The sequence below is a fragment of the Sphingobacteriaceae bacterium genome, assembly GCA_002319075.1.
GTDB lineage: Bacteria > Bacteroidota > Bacteroidia > B-17B0 > Aurantibacillaceae > Aurantibacillus.
The window spans coordinates 3,582,229-3,600,817 of sequence record NVQB01000001.1 but is presented as its reverse complement, the minus strand read 5'-3'; the positions used below and the strand labels follow the sequence as shown (position 1 = coordinate 3,600,817).

Genomic DNA, 18,589 nt, shown 5'->3' with positions numbered 1-18,589 from the left:
AATGTTATTTAATATAGGGAAACAGAAGGGAGTGCCGCCCTTGAGATTACTCGTTTTTAAATCTAACGTAGCTCAAATTAAAAACGGGCTTTTTGAGAACATTTCCGTTTCCGGCAAACACAATACCGCTGATATAATTATCACGCCGTAAAGGCGCCAGTATCTTAGATTTCTCAGAATAATAGGCTGTAGATAAAGAAAGATTTAAATCTGCAACAACAATGTAAAAGCCCCGATTCTTTTTTGATCCATCCAAAATTTGTTGAGCTTCACGCGCTATATTAAAAACATATCTGTTGTTTGTGGCATCGTAAGTTCCATCGAACCTGGAATTATCGGTACTTGATAAAAGATCCTTCACATAGGTTTCGCGACCTAAAGAGTCTACCGACAATAACAATAGTTTGGGTGGTTCAGCGTAATTCGATGACGAGGAGGGAAACGGACGATCCACATAAAAAACAACTTCTGCGCGGTTCACTGCGATTTTAAATGTATCTGAATAATTTTGTAAAAAAGGAATTTGTAATTTGATTTTAGAAATTCCCATCCCTTTCGCATACACATAAGAAGAACCTAAAGTAGAATCAAGAAATTGATTTTTCACTTCTTGTTTCGGTGTATACTTCACGGTGTTGTATCTTAAAATGGTTGATCCTGTAATAGGAAATTTCCAATCCGTTATGGTACTTGAAGTATCAATTGTTTTATAGTGAAGATAAAAACCACTTAAGGCATCATCCAGATCCGCATTTACTATCAACCCTTCCCCTGATCCCTGTATACTGGTAGCTATATAGTATCCTGGATAAGCGGCCTGATACAATTCGTTACTTGCAAGATTTACAGTATCATGTAATAGTTTTTCTGCATAAGTAGAATCTATTTTTATACGAAATACTGGGGCACCAGTACTTGGATAGATAGAAAAATTAACTGTACCTGTGGAGACAGGAACAACATTATGCCTTCTGTTATCCGTTGTGAAATAAGCCTGCGAAGGACTTAAAGTAGAAGTTACCGGAAAAATAGAATAGTTGAGTACAGCGGTTTTATCGCCCGAAAAATCAGAATTTACAAGCGCTAAGATAATTTCAGCAGAGGCAATTCTCGATTTGGCACCAAAGTTAAGCGTTCTGTCAATGCTAGTGCTAAAATACAATCCAACATCCGTTAACCCGAAATTAGGATCGTTATTACAACCCAGATATTTGTTCGCATAATTATATGAAGCAATCGAATCGTAAGGAGTGCTGAAAGCTGTTATTGGTTTTCCTGAAATATATTCCGCATTAAGATTATCTGAAGATGGCTGTTCGTCCACTCCAAGAATGCTCTTGTCTTTTTTACAGCCAAAACTAAATAAGATAATAAGCGAACAAATAAGTTTTAAGGAAAGTCTCAATATCATGAATTTTAATCGGGCAAAAATAAGTAATATAATGTAGCTTTTAGCGATTTATGGTTTTTTAGGAGACATTGTTTTCTCTTGTATAAGACGCCACAAGATCCTGAAAGTTACAGATCTGCAAAAATAAAACCACCTGGAAAATGAATAAAAAAAGTTCCAATAAAAAACCCGTCATGCGACCAGCGAACGACGGGTTTAATTTTTTAATATTGCTAATTAGCTTAAAACATTTGCTTCTTCAAGCATTTCGTCATAAAACTCATTAAAAGCATCCATGTATTCCAGCTCATTTTTAAACCCTAAGAAAGGTTTGCCGGTTTTTTTGATGAATTTCTCAATTTCTGGATTCATTTTTTCAGAACCTTGAATGATACCGTCAGCAAATTCAATAGATTGTTTGATCATATTAAGATAGCTTGGCTCTTCAGAAAGGTGTTTAATGTCTTTTTTATTGAAACCGTCAAAACTTAATTTGTCAATGAATTTTTTGTTCAGATTTTTAGGAAAATCGTCCTCATAAAGAGAAACAACAATTTTTGTATCTGCAAAAAGTGGATCTTCCTGGTAGTATTTCTTAATGTACAATGGCATTAAAGAAGTAAACCAACCGTGACAGTGAATAATATCAGGCTGCCAGCCTAGTTTTTTAACAGTTTCGGCCACACCACGCACAAAAAACATAGCACGTTCGTCGTTATCGTCAAAATACTTTCCGCTGGTTTTGTCAGTTAACACTGCTTTACGTCCAAAATACTCTTCGTTATCGATAAAATAAACTTGCATGCGGGCTGTGGGAATGCTGGCCACTTTAATAATTAATGGATGATCAACATCATTTATCACCATGTTCATCCCCGAAAGGCGTATTACTTCATGTAATTGATGACGACGTTCATTAATGCTTCCATATTTTGGCATAAAGGTGCGGATTTCTTTGCCGCGCTCTTGAATACCTTGTGGAAGTCTTCTGGCAATCTTGCCAACATATGTTTCATCTAAATACGGTGTGATGTCTTGAGAAACAAAAAGGACTTTGGCTTTCTTCATACGTGATTAACTCCTTTTTAGATTATTTAAACAAAATTACGAAAAATTAATCCAATTTTCAAAGGAAATTGTAGCTTTATGGCCTATCTTAATGTTAATCTTCACCAAAATAACCGAATTGCAGGGCTATTTATCACAGATAAGGGCTCAGCATAAAACCGTTGGGTTTGTGCCTACCATGGGCGCACTGCACGACGGACATGTTTCTTTAATCCGTTTCTCTAAAAGCGATTGTGATTACACCATTTGCAGCATTTTTGTCAATCCTACGCAATTTAATGATAAATCTGACCTAGAACGTTACCCAAGAATGCCTGAAAAAGACGCAGCGTTACTTGAAAGTGCGTATTGCGACGCTTTATTTATGCCTTCAGTGGATGAAATGTACCCGGTAAAAGACGAAAAGGCCGAGTACCACTTTGGTTACCTCGACAACATTCTGGAAGGAGCGCATCGTCCGGGCCATTTTAATGGCGTTGGGCAAATTGTTAAACGTTTGTTCGAAATAGTAAGTCCTGACAAAGCTTACTTTGGCAGTAAAGATTACCAGCAGGTAATGGTTGTTAAGGCCCTGGTAACACAAATGCATTCATCCATTGAAATTGTTGCCTGTCCTATTCTAAGAGAACCTGATGGCCTGGCCATGAGTTCACGTAATTCTTTGCTAAATGCAGAAGAAAGAAAAACTGCCTCTGTGGTACCAAAACTCATGTCACAGGTAAAAGAACTAGTTATTACAAAAGGGGTTGATGCTGCCAGGGCTTTTGTCACTGCTGAATTAGAACACATTCCCGCAACAAGACTCGATTATTTCGAAATCTGCAATGCCGATACACTTGAAATTTTATCAGACATCAAAGACGCCCCACGAGCTGTTGCGGTCATTGCTGTATTTGTTGGTAAAATACGTCTTATAGACAATTTAGTTTTAAATTGATTCTTTACTTTTGTCTCCTTATTTATTTTATTAAAACAGTATGTCTCAGAAACCGGAAGATTTTTTTAAGAATGTTATATCCCATAGCAAAGAGTATGGCTTTATTTTTCAAAGCAGCGAGATCTATGATGGTCTCAGTGCGGTGTACGATTATGGTCAACTTGGTTCTGAGTTAAAGAAAAATCTTCGCGACTATTGGTGGAAAGCAATGGTTCAGTTAAATGAAAATATTGTTGGGATTGATGCCGCTATTTTCATGCACCCCACTACGTGGAAAGCAAGCGGGCACGTAGATGCCTTTAATGATCCTTTGATTGATAACAAGGACAGCAAAAAGCGTTACCGTGCAGATGTTTTAATTGAAGAACACGTTGCCAACATTGAAGATAAAATAAATAAAGAAGTTGAGAAAGCAGCAAAACGTTTCGAAAATTTCGACGCGGGAATGTTCCGTTCAACGAATGCGCGTGTTAAAGAATATCAGGATAAGATTGACGCTATCAATTCACGTTTTAAAACGGCTTTAAACGACAATAATCTTGAAGAGGTAAAACAAATCATAGTAGATCTTGAGATTGTAGACCCTATTAGCGGAAGCCGCAACTGGACGGACGTTCGTCAATTCAACTTGATGTTTAGTACCTCTATGGGTTCGGTTTCAGAAGATGCCAATACCATCTATTTAAGACCAGAAACCGCTCAAGGTATTTTTGTAAATTATTTGAACGTTCAAAAAACCGGCCGCATGAAAATTCCTTTTGGAATTGCGCAAACCGGCAAAGCCTTTAGAAATGAAATTGTAGCAAGACAATTTATTTTCCGCATGCGCGAGTTTGAACAAATGGAAATGCAGTTTTTTGTAAGACCTGGAACCGAAAATGAATGGTACGAGCATTGGAAGAACGCGAGAATGAATTGGCACCTTTCACTTGGTCTTGGCCAGGAAAAATATAAATTTAAAGATCATTTAAAACTTGCGCATTACGCCAAGGCGGCTTGCGACATAGAGCACGAATTTCCATTTGGCTTTAAAGAATTAGAGGGGATTCACAGTCGCTCAGATTTTGATTTAAAACAACACGAACAATTCTCAGGAAAAAAATTACAGTATTTCGATCCGGAATTAAATCAAAGTTATGTTCCATATGTTGTAGAAACTTCTGTAGGACTTGACCGTTTGTTTTTAGCAGTTCTTTCTTCGGCGTTAAAAGAGGAAGCTCTTGAAAATGGAGAAACGAGAATGGTCTTAAATTTACCTCCAGCCATCGCGCCATACAAAGCGGCTATTTTCCCCTTAGTAAAAAAAGACGGTCTTCCTGAGCTTGCAGAGAGCATTATGAAGGATTTAAAGTTTGACTATAACATTGCTTACGACGAAAAAGATACTGTAGGAAAACGTTACCGTCGTCACGACGCTTATGGAACGCCTTATTGCATCACAGTCGATCATCAAAGTCTCGAAGATAAAACCGTTACAGTGCGTCACCGCGACAGTATGCAACAGGATAGAATAGCCATTGCAGCTTTACCTGCGTTTTTAGAGGAACGAGTTGGGATTAAGAGTTTGTTAAAAACGCTGTAGCGTCAGATCGCTTGCAGATAAGTTGTTAGAAGTTTATTTAAACTGCGAAGCAATCAGCTTTGCTGTTTCTTCAAACTCCTCTTTCGAGAATTTTAATTTTTCCTGCTTAAAGTCACAATCATTCATTGTGTTTATAGGAATAAGATGAACGTGCGCATGCGGTACCTCTAAACCAATAACCTGCATGGACAAGCGTTTACACGGAACCGATTTTTTCACAGCCTCTGCTACTCTCTTAGTGAAATCCATTAATCCGGAATAGCATGTTGCATCCAGATCAAAAATATAATCCACTTCTTTTTTGGGAATAACTAATGTATGCCCTTTCTTTAAAGGAAAGACATCCAGGAAAGCTAAATAATTCTCATCCTCCGCCACTTTATAACAGGGAATTTCACCTGCTACTATTTTAGAGAAGATGCTGGCCATAATTAGATGGAGATTTCTGAAACTTCAAACGTTACTTTTCCTGCAGGAACCTGAACATCTACCTTTTCGCCTACCTTTTTACCTAATAAAGCTTTTCCTATTGGAGAATCAACAGATATTTTACCGCTTTTAAGATCCGCTTCATTCTCTGCAACGAGTGTATATTTCATGGAAGCACCGTTATTCATATTTTTTATTTTCACGGTAGTAAGAATACTCGCTTTACTGAGATCAATTTTAGTTTCATCAACAATACGGGCATTAGCAATGACATCTTCCAGTTTAGCAATACGCAGTTCTAACAAAGCCTGAGCTTCACGAGCAGCGTCGTATTCAGCGTTTTCACTTAAATCGCCTTTATCCCTGGCGTCTACAATTGCCTGGGTTGCTATTTTACGTTCTACACTTCTTAATTGATGAAGTTCATCTTTCATCTTTTGCAATCCCTCTTCTGTGTAATATCCTATTGCCATAACTGTTTATATTAAAAAAAAGAATCCCGTCACGCTTGTTATCGTGACCGGGACTCGTAGTAACAAAAATAAGAAAAAAATTCTATAGGTTCAACCTCAATCCAAAGGAATGTGTACCTCCAAAAGGATTACTGAAACGGTAAGAGTAATCTAAACCGATTGTTGATCTTTTCTCGTTAAAAGGAACTTCGAAAGTCATACCAGCAGAAGGACCAGTGAAAGCATTTCTTCTTGCATCGTTAAACATGTCTTTTTCAAAGAAAGTACCCACTCTGAACATTAACATCTCTTTCCAGGCATATTCAAGTCCAGCCATTCCATTGTCGTAGCTAAAAGAATTGGATTGGAAATTTCCGTTAATTGAAAGACGGTGTTTTTTTGATAAACCCGTAGAATCTTTGGTAAGATAAAAATCATAAGAAGCTCCGATGTTTATCAAAGTTGGTAATTCGAATGCTGCTGATCTGTTGTTTACAGTTAACTCGTAAGATCCGCTGATAGAAGTAACGGCAGCCTGACGACTTAAACCATCACCCTGATAACGCATTTTTGGTCCCCAGTTTCTTAAAGCGATACCAAAATGTACCTGATCGTATTTTCCGGTGTGGTATTGGATACCTGCGTCGATGGCCATACCACGAGCAGCAGCGTTTGGAATTTGTTCGTTTATCAACTTAAAATTAACACCACCATAAATGTTGTCAGAAAACATTTTAGCATAAGAAAGACTTATGTTATAAAACGTAGGGCTGTAGGTTCCTAATCCACCTTCAGGTTGTTCTTCTGTGGTAATAGGAATTTTGCCGGCATTAATAGCCACAACGCCTAAACCGATAGTTCCTGTTTCACCAATACCCTGAGTTAATCCAAAACTGTTAATGAAAATATCAGTTCCTTGTAACCAGTTTGAACGGTTAAAAATAACTTCTGTTTTACGCGTATAAGCAGTACCTGCAATGTTTAAGAACTGAGACTCTAAGCCGCGCACTTTAGCCGAATTAGAACCTGCTAAACCAGTATTTCTTGCATAAGGATTAATCAATAGTTGACTCGCTCCAGCCTGTCCCATACGTTCAGGATTACCCGCGTTTACACTTAGGCCAAGCGCAAGAGAAACAGGCAATGCAAAATATTTTAAATTTATCTTCATAGTCTTTCTTTCTTTTTGATTAATAGCTTTGAACATCCAGAGGGCGCATTACACCGAACCATTTCAATATTTTCTCACCTACTCCAGGTGCATCAATATGGAAAATATAGAGTCCACTTGCTATAGAAATATTATTTTGATTTTTAAGATCCCATTCAACAAATGAGGTACGTTTTGCCGTTTTAATATCTGAACCAGTAGTAGCTCCTGTACCGGTGTAAATATCTTCCTGATCTGTTACATCACGTTTGATAGTTCTAACCAATGTTCCGTTCATAGTAAAGATTTTAATTGTACACTTACTAGGCAGGTTGGTGATCCTGATTTTATTATCGGTACGGTTAACCTCATAAGTAGAAGAACCATAATATGGATTCGGAACGATATTAATTTTATCCATGGCATTTTTAGAAACATCTGCCTGCTGATAAAGTGTAGAGATATCACTTGTGTTAAAAGTATACATTGGGAAGTTGTTATTCTGAACGTCTGTCGTTTTAACATCTGTGGTTAGATAATTCAGATTTGCAACCGCATTTGACTGGTTAGCTCCACCTCCGGGCTGCGTGGTAGCTGTAAGATTAGCGGTACCTGACCATCCATAACGGTATGGCTTGGCAACGTTAATTTGAAATCTCACATCCGAAGGCATTTGGTTTTGCGCCTGGAAATTGAATCCCGATTTAGGCATAGGAACAGACACCCACATGATATCACGTTCAATAGCATTTAAAGGGTCGAGTGAAGACCCACCTTGTGCCTGAACCAGAACTTCCTGTCTGAAGAAATTCTGCATTATTGTTATCATTTTTTGCCCGTAGTCATAACGTCCCACCGCAATATCTTTTCCAACAAGGAAAGGTGACCATTTGAAAGAAGCATTTGCTGCAAATTTCCCGGTAACAGCATTTCCGCTGAACACATAAACGAAGTGTTTACCACCCATAGCATATTGGAAAGGATAATCTCTGTTTGAAGTTGGATTCCAAAGCATATCATTACCATTGTTTTCTTTCTGGTAACTATCTTCCCCAAAAGCCATGTTTAAACGTTCTCCGGTTTCAATGTTGATTGCATATCCAGGAAACCAACCCATGCTTGTTTCTGAGATAAAGTTAGCCGCATCCGGTGCATTCGTTGTTCCAGATCCCACCGCAGCAGGCTTGCCTTCTTTATCTACAGACTGGTGCTTCCTTGGCTGGAAGAAAATAGCATTTCCTTCACTCAATCTTGATTTCTCCTGCATTTCCAATACTACACAGCGGGTCCATTTTGATTTATCGTTTGTAAAAACAATTAAGGCGCTGCTTACTTTTCTAAGGTCGGTATTGCCCTTGTCAGGTTGACTAAAGTTAATGTCTTGTTTAATACCGTATAATTTTCTGATATTATCATCCTGCGCCCAGATTCTTCCATTAAATCCTGGACCACCATATGAACGCGCAATAGGATATTCTGTGTTGCTACTTGGTGTAATCGAATAATAGGAAGCAGTTAATGGATAAGGCGCCCATGTACCACCAAGAATTTGTCCGAATTGTTTATTAGGATCGTAGAAGGCTTGAATTTTACTATCGGTTGTGATCGAATAATACGCATCTCTGGTTCCCTCCGTTTTACTACTTCCTGAAAGAATCCAGTTATTAGGAGTTTCGCCGTCAACGTCAGCTAATGAATTTAACCAATCGGACTGCCCATTAACGTAAGCAACGCTTGCACCGATAAAAGATCCTTCCTCTGGTCCTGAGTAGGCAGTATCTTCTCTTAGAGATGTAAATCCTGTAAAGGTATTTACTCTTTCACCTGGATCAGCTACTTGCTTAACATTCACAGAAAACCCAAGATCCTGGAAATAATATTCATTTCCAACTCTTATACTCTGATAAATACTATCATTAGGTAAATGGTTTTCTTTGATTTCAGTTGCATAATAAGTTTTGCCGCTGTTTAAGTCTTTGAGTTCCCAGCTAATTAAATCAGCATTCAGAGTTGCATTAATACCTCTTACCGTCACAGGCGAAGCAGTTGTAGTTCCTGCTACTTCTACAATCAGGTCTTTTGCCGGTTGTGGTGTTGGTACTAGTTTACTTTGGTGAATAAACTTAAAGCTGAATTTTGAGTCTTTTACATTCAAAGGATCCACAACTTTAATATTCAACGGTCCCTGCGCATTTTCATAAGTAATATCTGATTTAAAGAAATTATTTACGATGTCATCTTCAGATGCCCTGGTTAAAGTAAGCTTGTTGCCCCCATTACCCTGACCTTCGATACGTGTAATTTTTGGTCCAAATCCATAGAAAGACTGAGACAAGGTTCCACCTTTTTCAAAATCTACATCGTGAGGCGTTCCAGCGGCACGTTTGTATTTACGTCCTTCAAGGTAGGGTCTTTTTTGACCTAAATAGTTTTCAGAAGAACTTTGAGCAGGAGAAACGTCTGGTTTATATGGAAGATATTCGTTAAACGCGTAAGCCACACATATAAAATAATATTGTTTGTTATTTACCAGTTTTCTGTTTTCAAGTGTAGAGAAGGCATCTTCGGTAATTCTAAAAGTTGTAGAAATTCCTTTATCCGCTCCTTCTACCTTTACCTTTGGTACGAAACCACCCACAACGTTATCTTGCTCGTAATTAACAAGACGACCGTGACCATTTGCAACGTCGCACTGAAAAACAGGAATTGCTTTGGTTTTATCACTTAATTCAGTAGAAGCAACGCCATCGCTTTTAACCTGGTAAACAATATAGCCTTCAAATTTGTAGAATTTATCAGGTTTAGCCAGGGCAGGATTACTCGAAGACGGATCAGAAACGATAGAGATATCCTCTTCTGCATAGTCATTATTAAATTGTTTGTAGTTGTTTTTACCTTTTTCGTTCGTTAAATAAAATATCAACTCATTGTTCATTTCCTGTATTGTCATCACCGGAGCTTCAGGTCCGTCTAATAATTTGAAACAGTTATTAAATAAGGCCTGAGCTTTGTCATCGGCATTAAATAACAATTCAAGTGACTGAATATTTCCACCTTTACTTGAACTTTGCGCCCATGGCATACCGAAAGTAATGTCGTTAACCGCACCTGGTTTTAAAGTAAAAGGACCTGCCGATTGAAGAAAACGACGGTCGCCCGGAGGATTACCTGCACCTTTTTCAGTCCAGCCAGTTCCGGTAACAGGATTACCATCATACACGAATGTTGCAGGAGTAGTTCCACCATAAGCGTTACCACCTTGTGTAAAAGGAGATCCATCTTTCCATTTACCGATCATGTAGTTGTAGTAGTGAATAGCAATTCCATTATCAGGATTTGTTGTTTGTGGAGGGAAAGCGCCGTAGTTATTGTTATAATAAGTAAAACGACTCATCTGAATAGTTTCTCCTACTTCATCTACCAAACCATCCTGGTCATTGTCAATACCATCACCAAATCCTGTATCCGGATTGTAATCTGCCAGGGGACCTTTAAAGAAGTCACACCCAACAGCTGGTGGATAATCCTGGTAACCATTTACACCCATTGCAGTTTCATCAAAAGGATCGGCATTGTACATATAACCTAACCCTTTTTTCACATCACAACCTACATAATCATCCAAAAAATATCCTAAATCGGCATCATTCCAAATGGTGAAATAGGTTTGATTTAACTGAAAAGAAGAGCGGTTAAAAACTTCATAACTGTAAAAAGTCATGTTGTTGATTTCGTCATTTGTTTTAAATCCAAAAGCCTGAGCTCTTACCTCAACGCCGATAGGAACACCACCAGTTTCAGTATGGATACCACCATTGTCGTTAAATACCCAGAACATTGTTTCATCACCAAATAATTTGGTTTTACAAAATCCAAGATTATCTTTTTCAGCCAGATTACTTACGTCGTAAGCTGGATAATCGCGGCTATCTTCAGGATTATAAACACCATCATTATCAACGTCAACAAAAGGAGCAAGACGTTTACCTTGTCTCTGACTTAACACACCGTTACCTGGCCAGTTTTTAATGTTCTCAGTGGCACGACCACCGTTGAGTGCAAAATCTTCTACCTCTTGTCTTTTGATGTAGTACATCTGATCAAACTTGGTACAAACAGCAGGATCTGCTGTAGCGTTTGTAGTATCCAAAGGACCAGTCCAAAAGTCGATACCGTTCTGACGGTAAGTCATAGCGGCCACTTTCAATTGCCCACCGGCATCCAAACCTCCCAGCCAGATTGATCCGGCGAAGAGTGATGAAACGCCTGTATTTCTGTTGGTAACAGCAGGTAAATAGTAATATGCATTACCTGTTCCTGCTCTATCCCACCACATATCACCACCACTAAAAATGATGGTTCTAACGTTGTTGATCCAGAACTCTCTACTGGCGTTTGGTGCAGCACAGTTGGCCATTACTCTATTGCCATTACCGCTTGTTCCTAAAGGTCTTTCAGTGAACCCTGCTTTTTCTCTTCCAAACATTGCTGTGGTTGATAGTGCAGCAAATAGTATTATTATTTTTTTCATGTTAGATCTCCTCCAAAAAATTAAAATTGAAATAATGCCCCTATACGAATTTGTCTTGGTAAACTATAGTTAGTAGGCGAGTTCATTCTGACATTGTACATATCTCTGAATGCGGCCGCGCTATTAGTAATAGCTAAAGCTGACTGACCTTGAGTTGAAGCAAGGTAACCGTCATCATCCGGAGCTCCAGTGAAATTATAAACGTTAAGAACGTTACGCGTGTTAAATAAGTTCAGTACTTGTAAATAGATGTTGAGGCTGGCCGTTTTTTTGTTGTCCGACTCTTCTTTACCCCACTCAAGTTCAATGTTTTTATCAAGTCTTAAGTTAGCTCTGAATTGCCAAGGTTTTGAAGATCCATTGATTTGACCAACGATGCTCGAACGGCCTCCGCTTACTGGATTAGCTGTATTCCAACGTGTGTATGGAGTTCCTGATCCGAGAAGGAAAGTTAAATTAAATCCAACATCTTCTAATAATTGAACCGTTTTATCTTTCTTAGTTTTGAAAGTTGGTCCTTTGTAGTCTTTTTTAGCACCGAAACGGTAGTCGTAAGAAAGCACAAAACTATGACGTTGATCGTAATCTAAAGGTTGTAATACACGTAAGTTTGGTTGACCAGAAGAAGCCAAGTTAGCTCCGGAGTTAGCATTTGAACCTGTACCTTCAGCGAACTGAAGTGTGTAGTTTAATTTAATTTGAGATCCGCCAGTTCTGCGGAAATCGAATGCTGCTGATAAACCTTTGGTGGTTGCAAAGTCGATGTTATCGAAGATGATATAATCTCTAGGGTAAGCACCAACCACAACTCTTTGATTAATGAGGTTACGCATTTCTCTATAAAAGGAAGTAATTGTTAAAGATGCATTTTTACGTTCGTTCAATACTTGTGCAAATCCTAATTCATAATCAATTGTTTGTTGTGGTTTTTGATTCGGATTTGTAATTAAAGGACGTGTAGATGAAGAATTAAGGAAATAATAATCCATTGGTGATAACTGGTTACCAGTAGGACGTTGGATTAACCAATCGTAGTGAGCAAAAAAGTTAGCTACGTCTGAAATAGGAAATGAAAAGCCTAAACGAGGCTGAGGGTTAACAGCTGCAACATAATTTGCAAATCCACCGGTTGACATTTTTTTGTCGTAGTTTGCCACATCTTTAAATAAAGGTGTTGGACGCGCTTCGGTTGAGTTAATAAGGTTAGGATCGGATATTTCGTTTCCTTCGGCGTTAAACCATTTATCACCTTCTCTGTAACCAGTGATGTACCCGGGAGATTTTCCTCCAATTGGAGTAGTAGCAACATAAACTGCCGCATCTTTTGAAATGTTAGCAGGAATATTATCTGTAAATCCTACAGGTAAATTTTCAATAGAGCCAAGATCACCTACAGTAGCAAGTTCATGTAAAGCGTATTTATCTTTCAAAACCTGTTGATTTGCATCATAACGATCGATACGTAACCCTACTAAGAATTTAATGTCTTTAAAATCAAATTTATCCATAATGTAAACAGAAGAATAAATAGGTTTGAATGCACCTACCGGTAAAGTGTTTCTTCCTTTATCGTCTTTGGCATTGATAAAGTCGTTGATGTTTGTTTTATTGTTGTTTGTTTTATTACCCTGCGCATCGTACCCTGAATAAAATACCAAAGGTGTGCTGGCTGTTTGTCCTAACAAATCTTCAGCGCTAAACATGTCCAAGCTGAAAGTAGAAGGATCAAGCGCATCGATATTAACCATACCTGTATAATTTTGAGGTAGACCCAATTTGTCAAGCAATTTTTCCGAAAACTGTGTTTGTTTTGCCTGATCATAAGAATAATCATAATAATAGTATGGAATTAAACCCGAAAGTTCTGTATTTAGGATAGGCTTTGATCTGTCTAATTGTTCTGTGTGAGAATTGGCAATCAATCTCATCCTTGTCCAAAGTCCCACAGGGCTAATCTGATAATAAGAATTTGTACGTTGATCGAATTCTAAACCTACAGTAAGAGCGTGATTTTTAATGTCGGTATTAAAACTTGAAGCTACCCTGAATTGTTGTTGGTTTTGTTTTAAGTTAAGATCATAAACAGTTCCGAAATTTTGATACAGGCCGTAAATACTTTGTGGTAAATCACCATTTCTTAAACCATTATTACCGGCAATATAATCCATTGTTAATGCATTTGGATTTGTATTGTCTGCGATATACTGAGTATAGGCTGCGGCATCAGGATTTTGCGTGCCAGCTGTAAATATCACACCTTGTTCCTGACGACCAGTATAAGTGTAGGACTGTGCTGCTTGTCCTCCATTTATGGAATATTCTGGTGCAAAGTTGTAATTGAATGCCGAATTCTGATCGGTGTAAGTTCTCTCAAATTTACCTACATATCCGTAATCAAAGAGATTGTCTTTGTGTGTAGCACTTTGTGATCTTGTAAGTATATTTTCATAACTCACCAGAAATTTAAAAAACGAATTAGATAATAGAGATTGCGTTTTGCTTTTATCTGCTGTAGCATTTCCAAATTTTTGGGTAATACCTAAGTTTCCTCTCACATTTCGCGTGCTGGTTAAACCATTGTTGCTGGCATTAAAAAGATTATTGGTAACCGCACCACTTAGATTGTCATTGTATTCATAGAAACCTCCTAAAGTAATATTGGTGTTAGCGGTTGGTTGAAAATCTAACTTACCATTTATAGAGAGTAAACGGTTTGTAGCGTTAGGTCTGAAACGTTGGGTAGTCATGTCGTCTTTTGTTACAAACTCTGAACTACGCACGTAACCTGTACCTGAGCGTGACGGAGTTAATGGATTTTCTTTTAACTCCTGTAACTTTTCATCTTTTAAAACATAGATGGGAACGAAAGAAGGTTGTGGTTCTTTGATATAATTACCTTGACCAGAAACGAAAAATCCTAAAACTGTGCGGCGTGTTGAATCTCTCTTTTTGTAAATTGGTCCACCCACGCTAAATCCTAATGAATTGTAACCAAATTTATCGGTGAGCTGAGACGAAACTAATTCAATACCACCAAAATATTTTGATTGCGGACCACGAGTTGAAATAGAAATAGCACCAGAAGTTAAATCTCCGTAACTCGCAGGAACACCTCCGGTAATTACCTGTAACTGTTCGATAGATTGTTGAGGAAGATTTGGCTTACCAAAAACTTTTACACCATCTACGAAATAAGTAGCACTTTCTGAACGACCACCACGGATACTGATCGCTTTTCCTTCATCAGACTGGAAAACACCAGCAGTTGTAGCCGCTACGGAGTTAACATCTTTTGTTGCGAGATTTTGATAATCTTCACGCGTAACAGTTGCTCCCGACTTTGTATCCGGATCGATAAGTGGAACCTGATAAGCTACAACATCAACAGTTTGAAGGTTTACCCCTTCTCCATTAGCTAAAGGAATAGTGACATAAGCAGTTTTACCTTCTCCTACCACTACATCTTTTACCTCTGCCGCCTGATAACCCACGTAGATACCTTTAACAGTATATTTACCAGGGCTTAAAGGCTTGATGAAAGCTTCACCGTCCATATTCGTAGTGGAAACACCCACCTGAACCCCTTCTTTATAGGCCACTACATTGGCAAAGGGAATTGCCTCACCAGTACTTTTATCTTTCAAAATGATCTTAATTGCTCCATTATCATTTTGAGCTAAAGCGGATAAGCTTGCAAAAAGAATCAATACAACTGCTAAATAAATCTTCTTCATATAGTGTTAAATTACCTTAATATCTATGTTTGTAAAGCCTTAAATTTATAAACCCTAGCGTTATCTAACAAAAAAACTTCTCGTGTTTTTATTAAAACAATGGTTTCCAGTATATTAAACTTGCCATTGAAGGTTAACATATTTTTAAGCTTTAGTAAATTTACTAGCGTATGTTTAAATAAAATTAACAGATTTTGTTGTGGTTAAATGAAATTGATAAGTGGTTAAAAACAGGGTCTAATTGGCAATAAGGGTAAATAAGTGTTATTTTTAACGCTTTTTTCGCTTTTTAAACCAGCGTTTCATGAAAAATTCACGTTTGTTGTCGTTGTGACGCATAGCAGATTTCCGACTGTTTTTCATCCGTTTTCTCACAGATTTAGTTTGCAAACGCTTATGGTACTTTTTGATGGCTTTTTTTTCAGCACGGGCAATTTTTCGTTTTTCGCGAGCTTCTCTGCGCACCTGTTTGTTTGATTTCAGATCCTGCTTAAAAGTTTTTTCTTTTGGTCCTGTAGAACCTTTGGATGATTTGCTTTTCTCTTTGGATTTTGCTTTTTCTTTGCCGCCCCCTTTGTTTTGGGCAGAGAGTGATAATGAAGCAAAAATAATGATAGTTACGAAAAATATGTGGCGAGGTAACAGCAGCTATTTGTATTCTATAACTTCAACACCAAAAGTGCGCAGAAAGTCGACACCTTCATCATTTTTTATGCCTTTGTATTTTGCGTAACTGTGCTTGTAAAAAACTTTTTTTATGCCGGTGGTAAAAATCACGCGGGCACAGGCTATGCAAGGCGAGAGTGTGACATACAATGTGGCGTCCTGCATACTGACATTATTTTTTGTCGCGTAAAGAATAGCATTTTGTTCGGCGTGAAGTGCCAGAGAGCAACTGCCTTTACTATCGCGTGGGCAACCTACACCCGGCCATTCAATATCACAATTATGAGTTCCGGCAGGCGGGCCGTTATAACCTAATGATACGATACGTGTATCCTTTGTAAGCACAGCCCCTACCTGCGCTTTTACGCAGTGTGAGCGAAGAGCCAGCTTTTCGGCCAGCTCCATGTAAATTTCATCAAAGGATGGTTTTGCGATCATTATAATTTCTTATTTCTGGTTTCGGGTTTCGAAGTTTTCTTCGGGTGTTTGATCAATTGATTCTCCTTTTTTCAGGATTTTAAATTAAAGAGCCTCGCTAACCACTTGTTTTACATCGTCGGGCAGTAATCTTTTCAAAAGCGCTTCTATTCCGGCTTTTAACGTCATAGTGCTACTAGGGCAACCGCTGCAACTCCCGCGCATCTGAACCGTAACAATGCCATCTTTTAATTCTTTGAAAGTGATGAGCCCTCCATCCTGCTCTACAGCTGGACGGATATATTGTTCGAGGACCTCGATAATTTTATTTTCAACATCGTTGCCTGGTGCAGTGTGTTGAGTGTTGATGGAAACAGTTTCTTTAAATGAAGAATCTTTTGCTACTTTTTGTTCGGGAAGTTTATTTACTATAACGTTTCCTTTATTTAAATAGTCTGTAATAAAAACGCGTAATTCATCGCGAATCTCCTCCCACTCCAGTGCATCTTGTTTTGTAATGGTGATATAATTTGACTGGATGAAAATACGTTTTACAAAAGGGAACTGAAATAATTTTTGCGCAATAGGGGCATCAGCAGTCTCGGTTGGAGACAGGTATTCGGCTGAAGCTCCGCTAACAAGCAGAAGTTTATTGGCAACAAATTTTATACTGGAAGGGTTTGGTGTCTCTTCCGCATAAATTATATAAGGGATCTCTTGAATATTCATAGCGGGATAAAGGTACTAAAATAACTCCTATTCAACGCGACGAATTATCGCGAGAACGGGCGCAGGAACTATTTTTAGATTTTTTGTATTCTGTATTTATTTTTCGAGGGCCGAAGTCAGTAGCTTTTTTAAAGCTTCTTCTTCGCTTGGTCTTGGCGGATTATTGTCGATGATTTTTCCATCCCTTCCAATTAAAAAATACGAAGGGATTCCTTTAACGTTATAACTATCGCAAAGCGCATTATCAAAGGAAGGCGCAATCAGGTTTACGCCATGAATCTCATTTTTGGTAATTCCATTTTTCCAGCTTTTTTCATCTTCGTCAATAGAGATGTAAAGAAACACAATGTCCTTACCTTCATACTCTGGTTTTATTTTCTTTGAGAAGGCTAGCTCTCTAACACATGGTCCGCACCAGCTTGCCCAGAAATCGAGGTAAATAATTTTCCCTTTAAAATCAGAGAGACTCACTTTTTTACCAGCATCATCCAACAATGTAAAGGCTGGAGCATTTTGTCCGGGAGAAATAGATTTTATTTTAGTGTAAGTATCCTTTAGCTCGGTCAGATACATTGAATTTGGATTTTTAAGTTCATACGAGAGATATATTTTTTCTGCTTCAACAAATTTTCCATATTCGAGAGCGGACAAAACGAGGTGAGAATTGTAGGCTAAAAGGTTCCTTTCGTTTTTAACCATACTTTCTGCTATCTGCATCTTTCCATAATAATCTAAAGTTTTACCCGAAGTTCGTTCGAGGTAATTTCCATAGTGATCACAAACCGATTTCAAAAAATCAAAACCTGATTCTGTTTTAAGTAAACTATCCGTGTCTAAAGAAAACTCTTTAACGAAATCAAAATACGAGTAGGGCATTTCCGGAAGGGTGTCTTTCAATTTTTTGAGGTAAACCCACATTCCAGGATAGTCTAATTTATCGGAGGCATTTGCATACATGAGATTTTTTTTAAAGTTGGTTGCAAAAACCGGATCTAGTTTTTCTCTGTAAGTGTCGGTAAAATGAAGTTTTGCTTTTAGCATGCTATCACAGTAATTGGCGAAAGGTACAGCTTTACGATAAGCATTTTGTTGATAGATCTCCGATTCATGTCCCAGAATAAATTTCTCTCCAAATTCCTTTTCAAAATTATTTTTGCTACTGTTTTTTCCGGAAAAAACGATGCTTTTATCAAAATCCAGATAGTCTATTTTCATTCCAATGCTGTCGCCTGGCTGAAGATGAAGCGAGGTATATTGTTCATCGATAACAATACTGATTCTTGTAAGTGTGCTTAAATCCAACACAATTTTAAAGTTTCCTTTTTTATCAATCGTCGTTGTCTTTTTTACTTCCTCGTACCGAATAACCCCGCGATTAAAACTATAGGTTAAACTTTTAACTTTTGTGTGTTGCACATTGCCATTAATTATTATTCGTGCTGCCTTAAAATCTGACGCCAGTAAGGCCAATGCAATTAAAAAAAAGTGTTTCATGGTTTGTTAT

Annotated in this window: 13 protein-coding genes; 2 read left to right on the top strand and 11 right to left on the bottom strand. The window is 38.0% G+C overall.

Features of this window, described 5'->3' with window-relative positions; translation table 11 throughout:
• Nucleotides 1–46 precede the first annotated feature (46 nt).
• Both CNR22_15545 and CNR22_15540 read right to left on the bottom strand, forming a co-directional pair.
• A complete protein-coding gene (locus CNR22_15545) occupies nt 47–1,411 on the bottom strand; it encodes a hypothetical protein (protein ID PBQ33134.1) in 1,365 nt (454 codons plus the stop codon).
• A 216-nt stretch (nt 1,412–1,627) separates the two neighbouring features.
• Nucleotides 1,628–2,458, bottom strand: a complete 831-nt coding sequence (locus CNR22_15540) for a glycogen synthase (GenBank protein PBQ33133.1) — start codon at nt 2,456–2,458, stop codon at nt 1,628–1,630.
• A 91-nt stretch (nt 2,459–2,549) separates the two neighbouring features.
• On the opposite strand from CNR22_15540, the gene CNR22_15535 reads away from it, so the two are divergent.
• Nucleotides 2,550–3,395, top strand: coding sequence for a pantoate--beta-alanine ligase (locus tag CNR22_15535; GenBank protein ID PBQ33132.1), 846 nt, complete (start codon nt 2,550–2,552; stop codon nt 3,393–3,395).
• Nucleotides 3,396–3,435: 40 nt separating this feature from the next.
• A complete protein-coding gene (locus CNR22_15530) occupies nt 3,436–4,977 on the top strand; it encodes a glycine--tRNA ligase (protein PBQ33131.1) in 1,542 nt (513 codons plus the stop codon).
• 33 nt (nt 4,978–5,010) lie between these two features.
• Here the strand turns inward: CNR22_15530 and CNR22_15525 are convergent, their stop codons facing one another.
• The 9 genes from CNR22_15525 to CNR22_15485 form a co-directional block, all read right to left on the bottom strand.
• Nucleotides 5,011–5,406, bottom strand: coding sequence for an HIT family protein (locus CNR22_15525; GenBank protein PBQ33130.1), 396 nt, complete (start codon nt 5,404–5,406; stop codon nt 5,011–5,013).
• A gap of 2 nt (nt 5,407–5,408) precedes the next feature.
• On the bottom strand, nt 5,409–5,879 hold the full coding sequence (locus CNR22_15520; protein PBQ33129.1) for a transcription elongation factor GreA: 471 nt from the start codon (nt 5,877–5,879) through the stop codon (nt 5,409–5,411).
• A gap of 82 nt (nt 5,880–5,961) precedes the next feature.
• On the bottom strand, nt 5,962–7,065 hold the full coding sequence (locus tag CNR22_15515; GenBank protein PBQ33128.1) for a DUF3308 domain-containing protein: 1,104 nt from the start codon (nt 7,063–7,065) through the stop codon (nt 5,962–5,964).
• Nucleotides 7,049–11,494 carry a hypothetical protein gene (locus CNR22_15510; protein ID PBQ33127.1) on the bottom strand — a complete coding sequence of 1,482 codons (4,446 nt, stop codon included), beginning with the start codon at nt 11,492–11,494 and terminating at the stop codon, nt 7,049–7,051. Before CNR22_15510 ends, CNR22_15515 begins: the two co-directional genes overlap by 17 nt.
• A 65-nt stretch (nt 11,495–11,559) precedes the next feature.
• Entirely contained in the window at nt 11,560–15,273 is a 3,714-nt protein-coding gene (locus CNR22_15505; protein ID PBQ33126.1) for a hypothetical protein, read from the bottom strand.
• A 270-nt stretch (nt 15,274–15,543) separates the two neighbouring features.
• A complete protein-coding gene (locus CNR22_15500) occupies nt 15,544–15,738 on the bottom strand; it encodes a hypothetical protein (protein ID PBQ33125.1) in 195 nt (64 codons plus the stop codon).
• A gap of 183 nt (nt 15,739–15,921) precedes the next feature.
• Complete coding sequence (locus CNR22_15495) at nt 15,922–16,377, bottom strand: cytidine deaminase (GenBank protein PBQ33124.1); 456 nt, start codon at nt 16,375–16,377, stop codon at nt 15,922–15,924.
• Between the two features lie 84 nt (nt 16,378–16,461).
• Nucleotides 16,462–17,085 carry a NifU family protein gene (locus CNR22_15490; protein ID PBQ33123.1) on the bottom strand — a complete coding sequence of 208 codons (624 nt, stop codon included), beginning with the start codon at nt 17,083–17,085 and terminating at the stop codon, nt 16,462–16,464.
• 96 nt (nt 17,086–17,181) lie between these two features.
• Nucleotides 17,182–18,579: a hypothetical protein gene (locus tag CNR22_15485; protein PBQ33122.1), complete on the bottom strand. Its 1,398-nt coding sequence runs from the start codon at nt 18,577–18,579 to the stop codon at nt 17,182–17,184.
• Between the last annotated feature and the right edge of the window lie 10 nt (nt 18,580–18,589).

Bases quoted from the DNA above. Each gene is read 5' to 3' on its own strand.
- CNR22_15545 (PBQ33134.1), bottom strand. From the start codon at position 1,411: ATGATATTGAGACTTTCCTTAAAACTTATTTGTTCGCTTATTATCTTA.
- CNR22_15540 (PBQ33133.1), bottom strand. From the start codon at position 2,458: ATGAAGAAAGCCAAAGTCCTTTTTGTTTCTCAAGACATCACACCGTAT.
- CNR22_15535 (PBQ33132.1), top strand. From the start codon at position 2,550: ATGTTAATCTTCACCAAAATAACCGAATTGCAGGGCTATTTATCACAG.
- CNR22_15530 (PBQ33131.1), top strand. From the start codon at position 3,436: ATGTCTCAGAAACCGGAAGATTTTTTTAAGAATGTTATATCCCATAGC.
- CNR22_15525 (PBQ33130.1), bottom strand. From the start codon at position 5,406: ATGGCCAGCATCTTCTCTAAAATAGTAGCAGGTGAAATTCCCTGTTAT.
- CNR22_15520 (PBQ33129.1), bottom strand. From the start codon at position 5,879: ATGGCAATAGGATATTACACAGAAGAGGGATTGCAAAAGATGAAAGAT.
- CNR22_15515 (PBQ33128.1), bottom strand. From the start codon at position 7,065: ATGTTCAAAGCTATTAATCAAAAAGAAAGAAAGACTATGAAGATAAAT.
- CNR22_15510 (PBQ33127.1), bottom strand. From the start codon at position 11,494: ATGTTTGGAAGAGAAAAAGCAGGGTTCACTGAAAGACCTTTAGGAACA.
- CNR22_15505 (PBQ33126.1), bottom strand. From the start codon at position 15,273: ATGAAGAAGATTTATTTAGCAGTTGTATTGATTCTTTTTGCAAGCTTA.
- CNR22_15495 (PBQ33124.1), bottom strand. From the start codon at position 16,377: ATGATCGCAAAACCATCCTTTGATGAAATTTACATGGAGCTGGCCGAA.
- CNR22_15490 (PBQ33123.1), bottom strand. From the start codon at position 17,085: ATGAATATTCAAGAGATCCCTTATATAATTTATGCGGAAGAGACACCA.
- CNR22_15485 (PBQ33122.1), bottom strand. From the start codon at position 18,579: ATGAAACACTTTTTTTTAATTGCATTGGCCTTACTGGCGTCAGATTTT.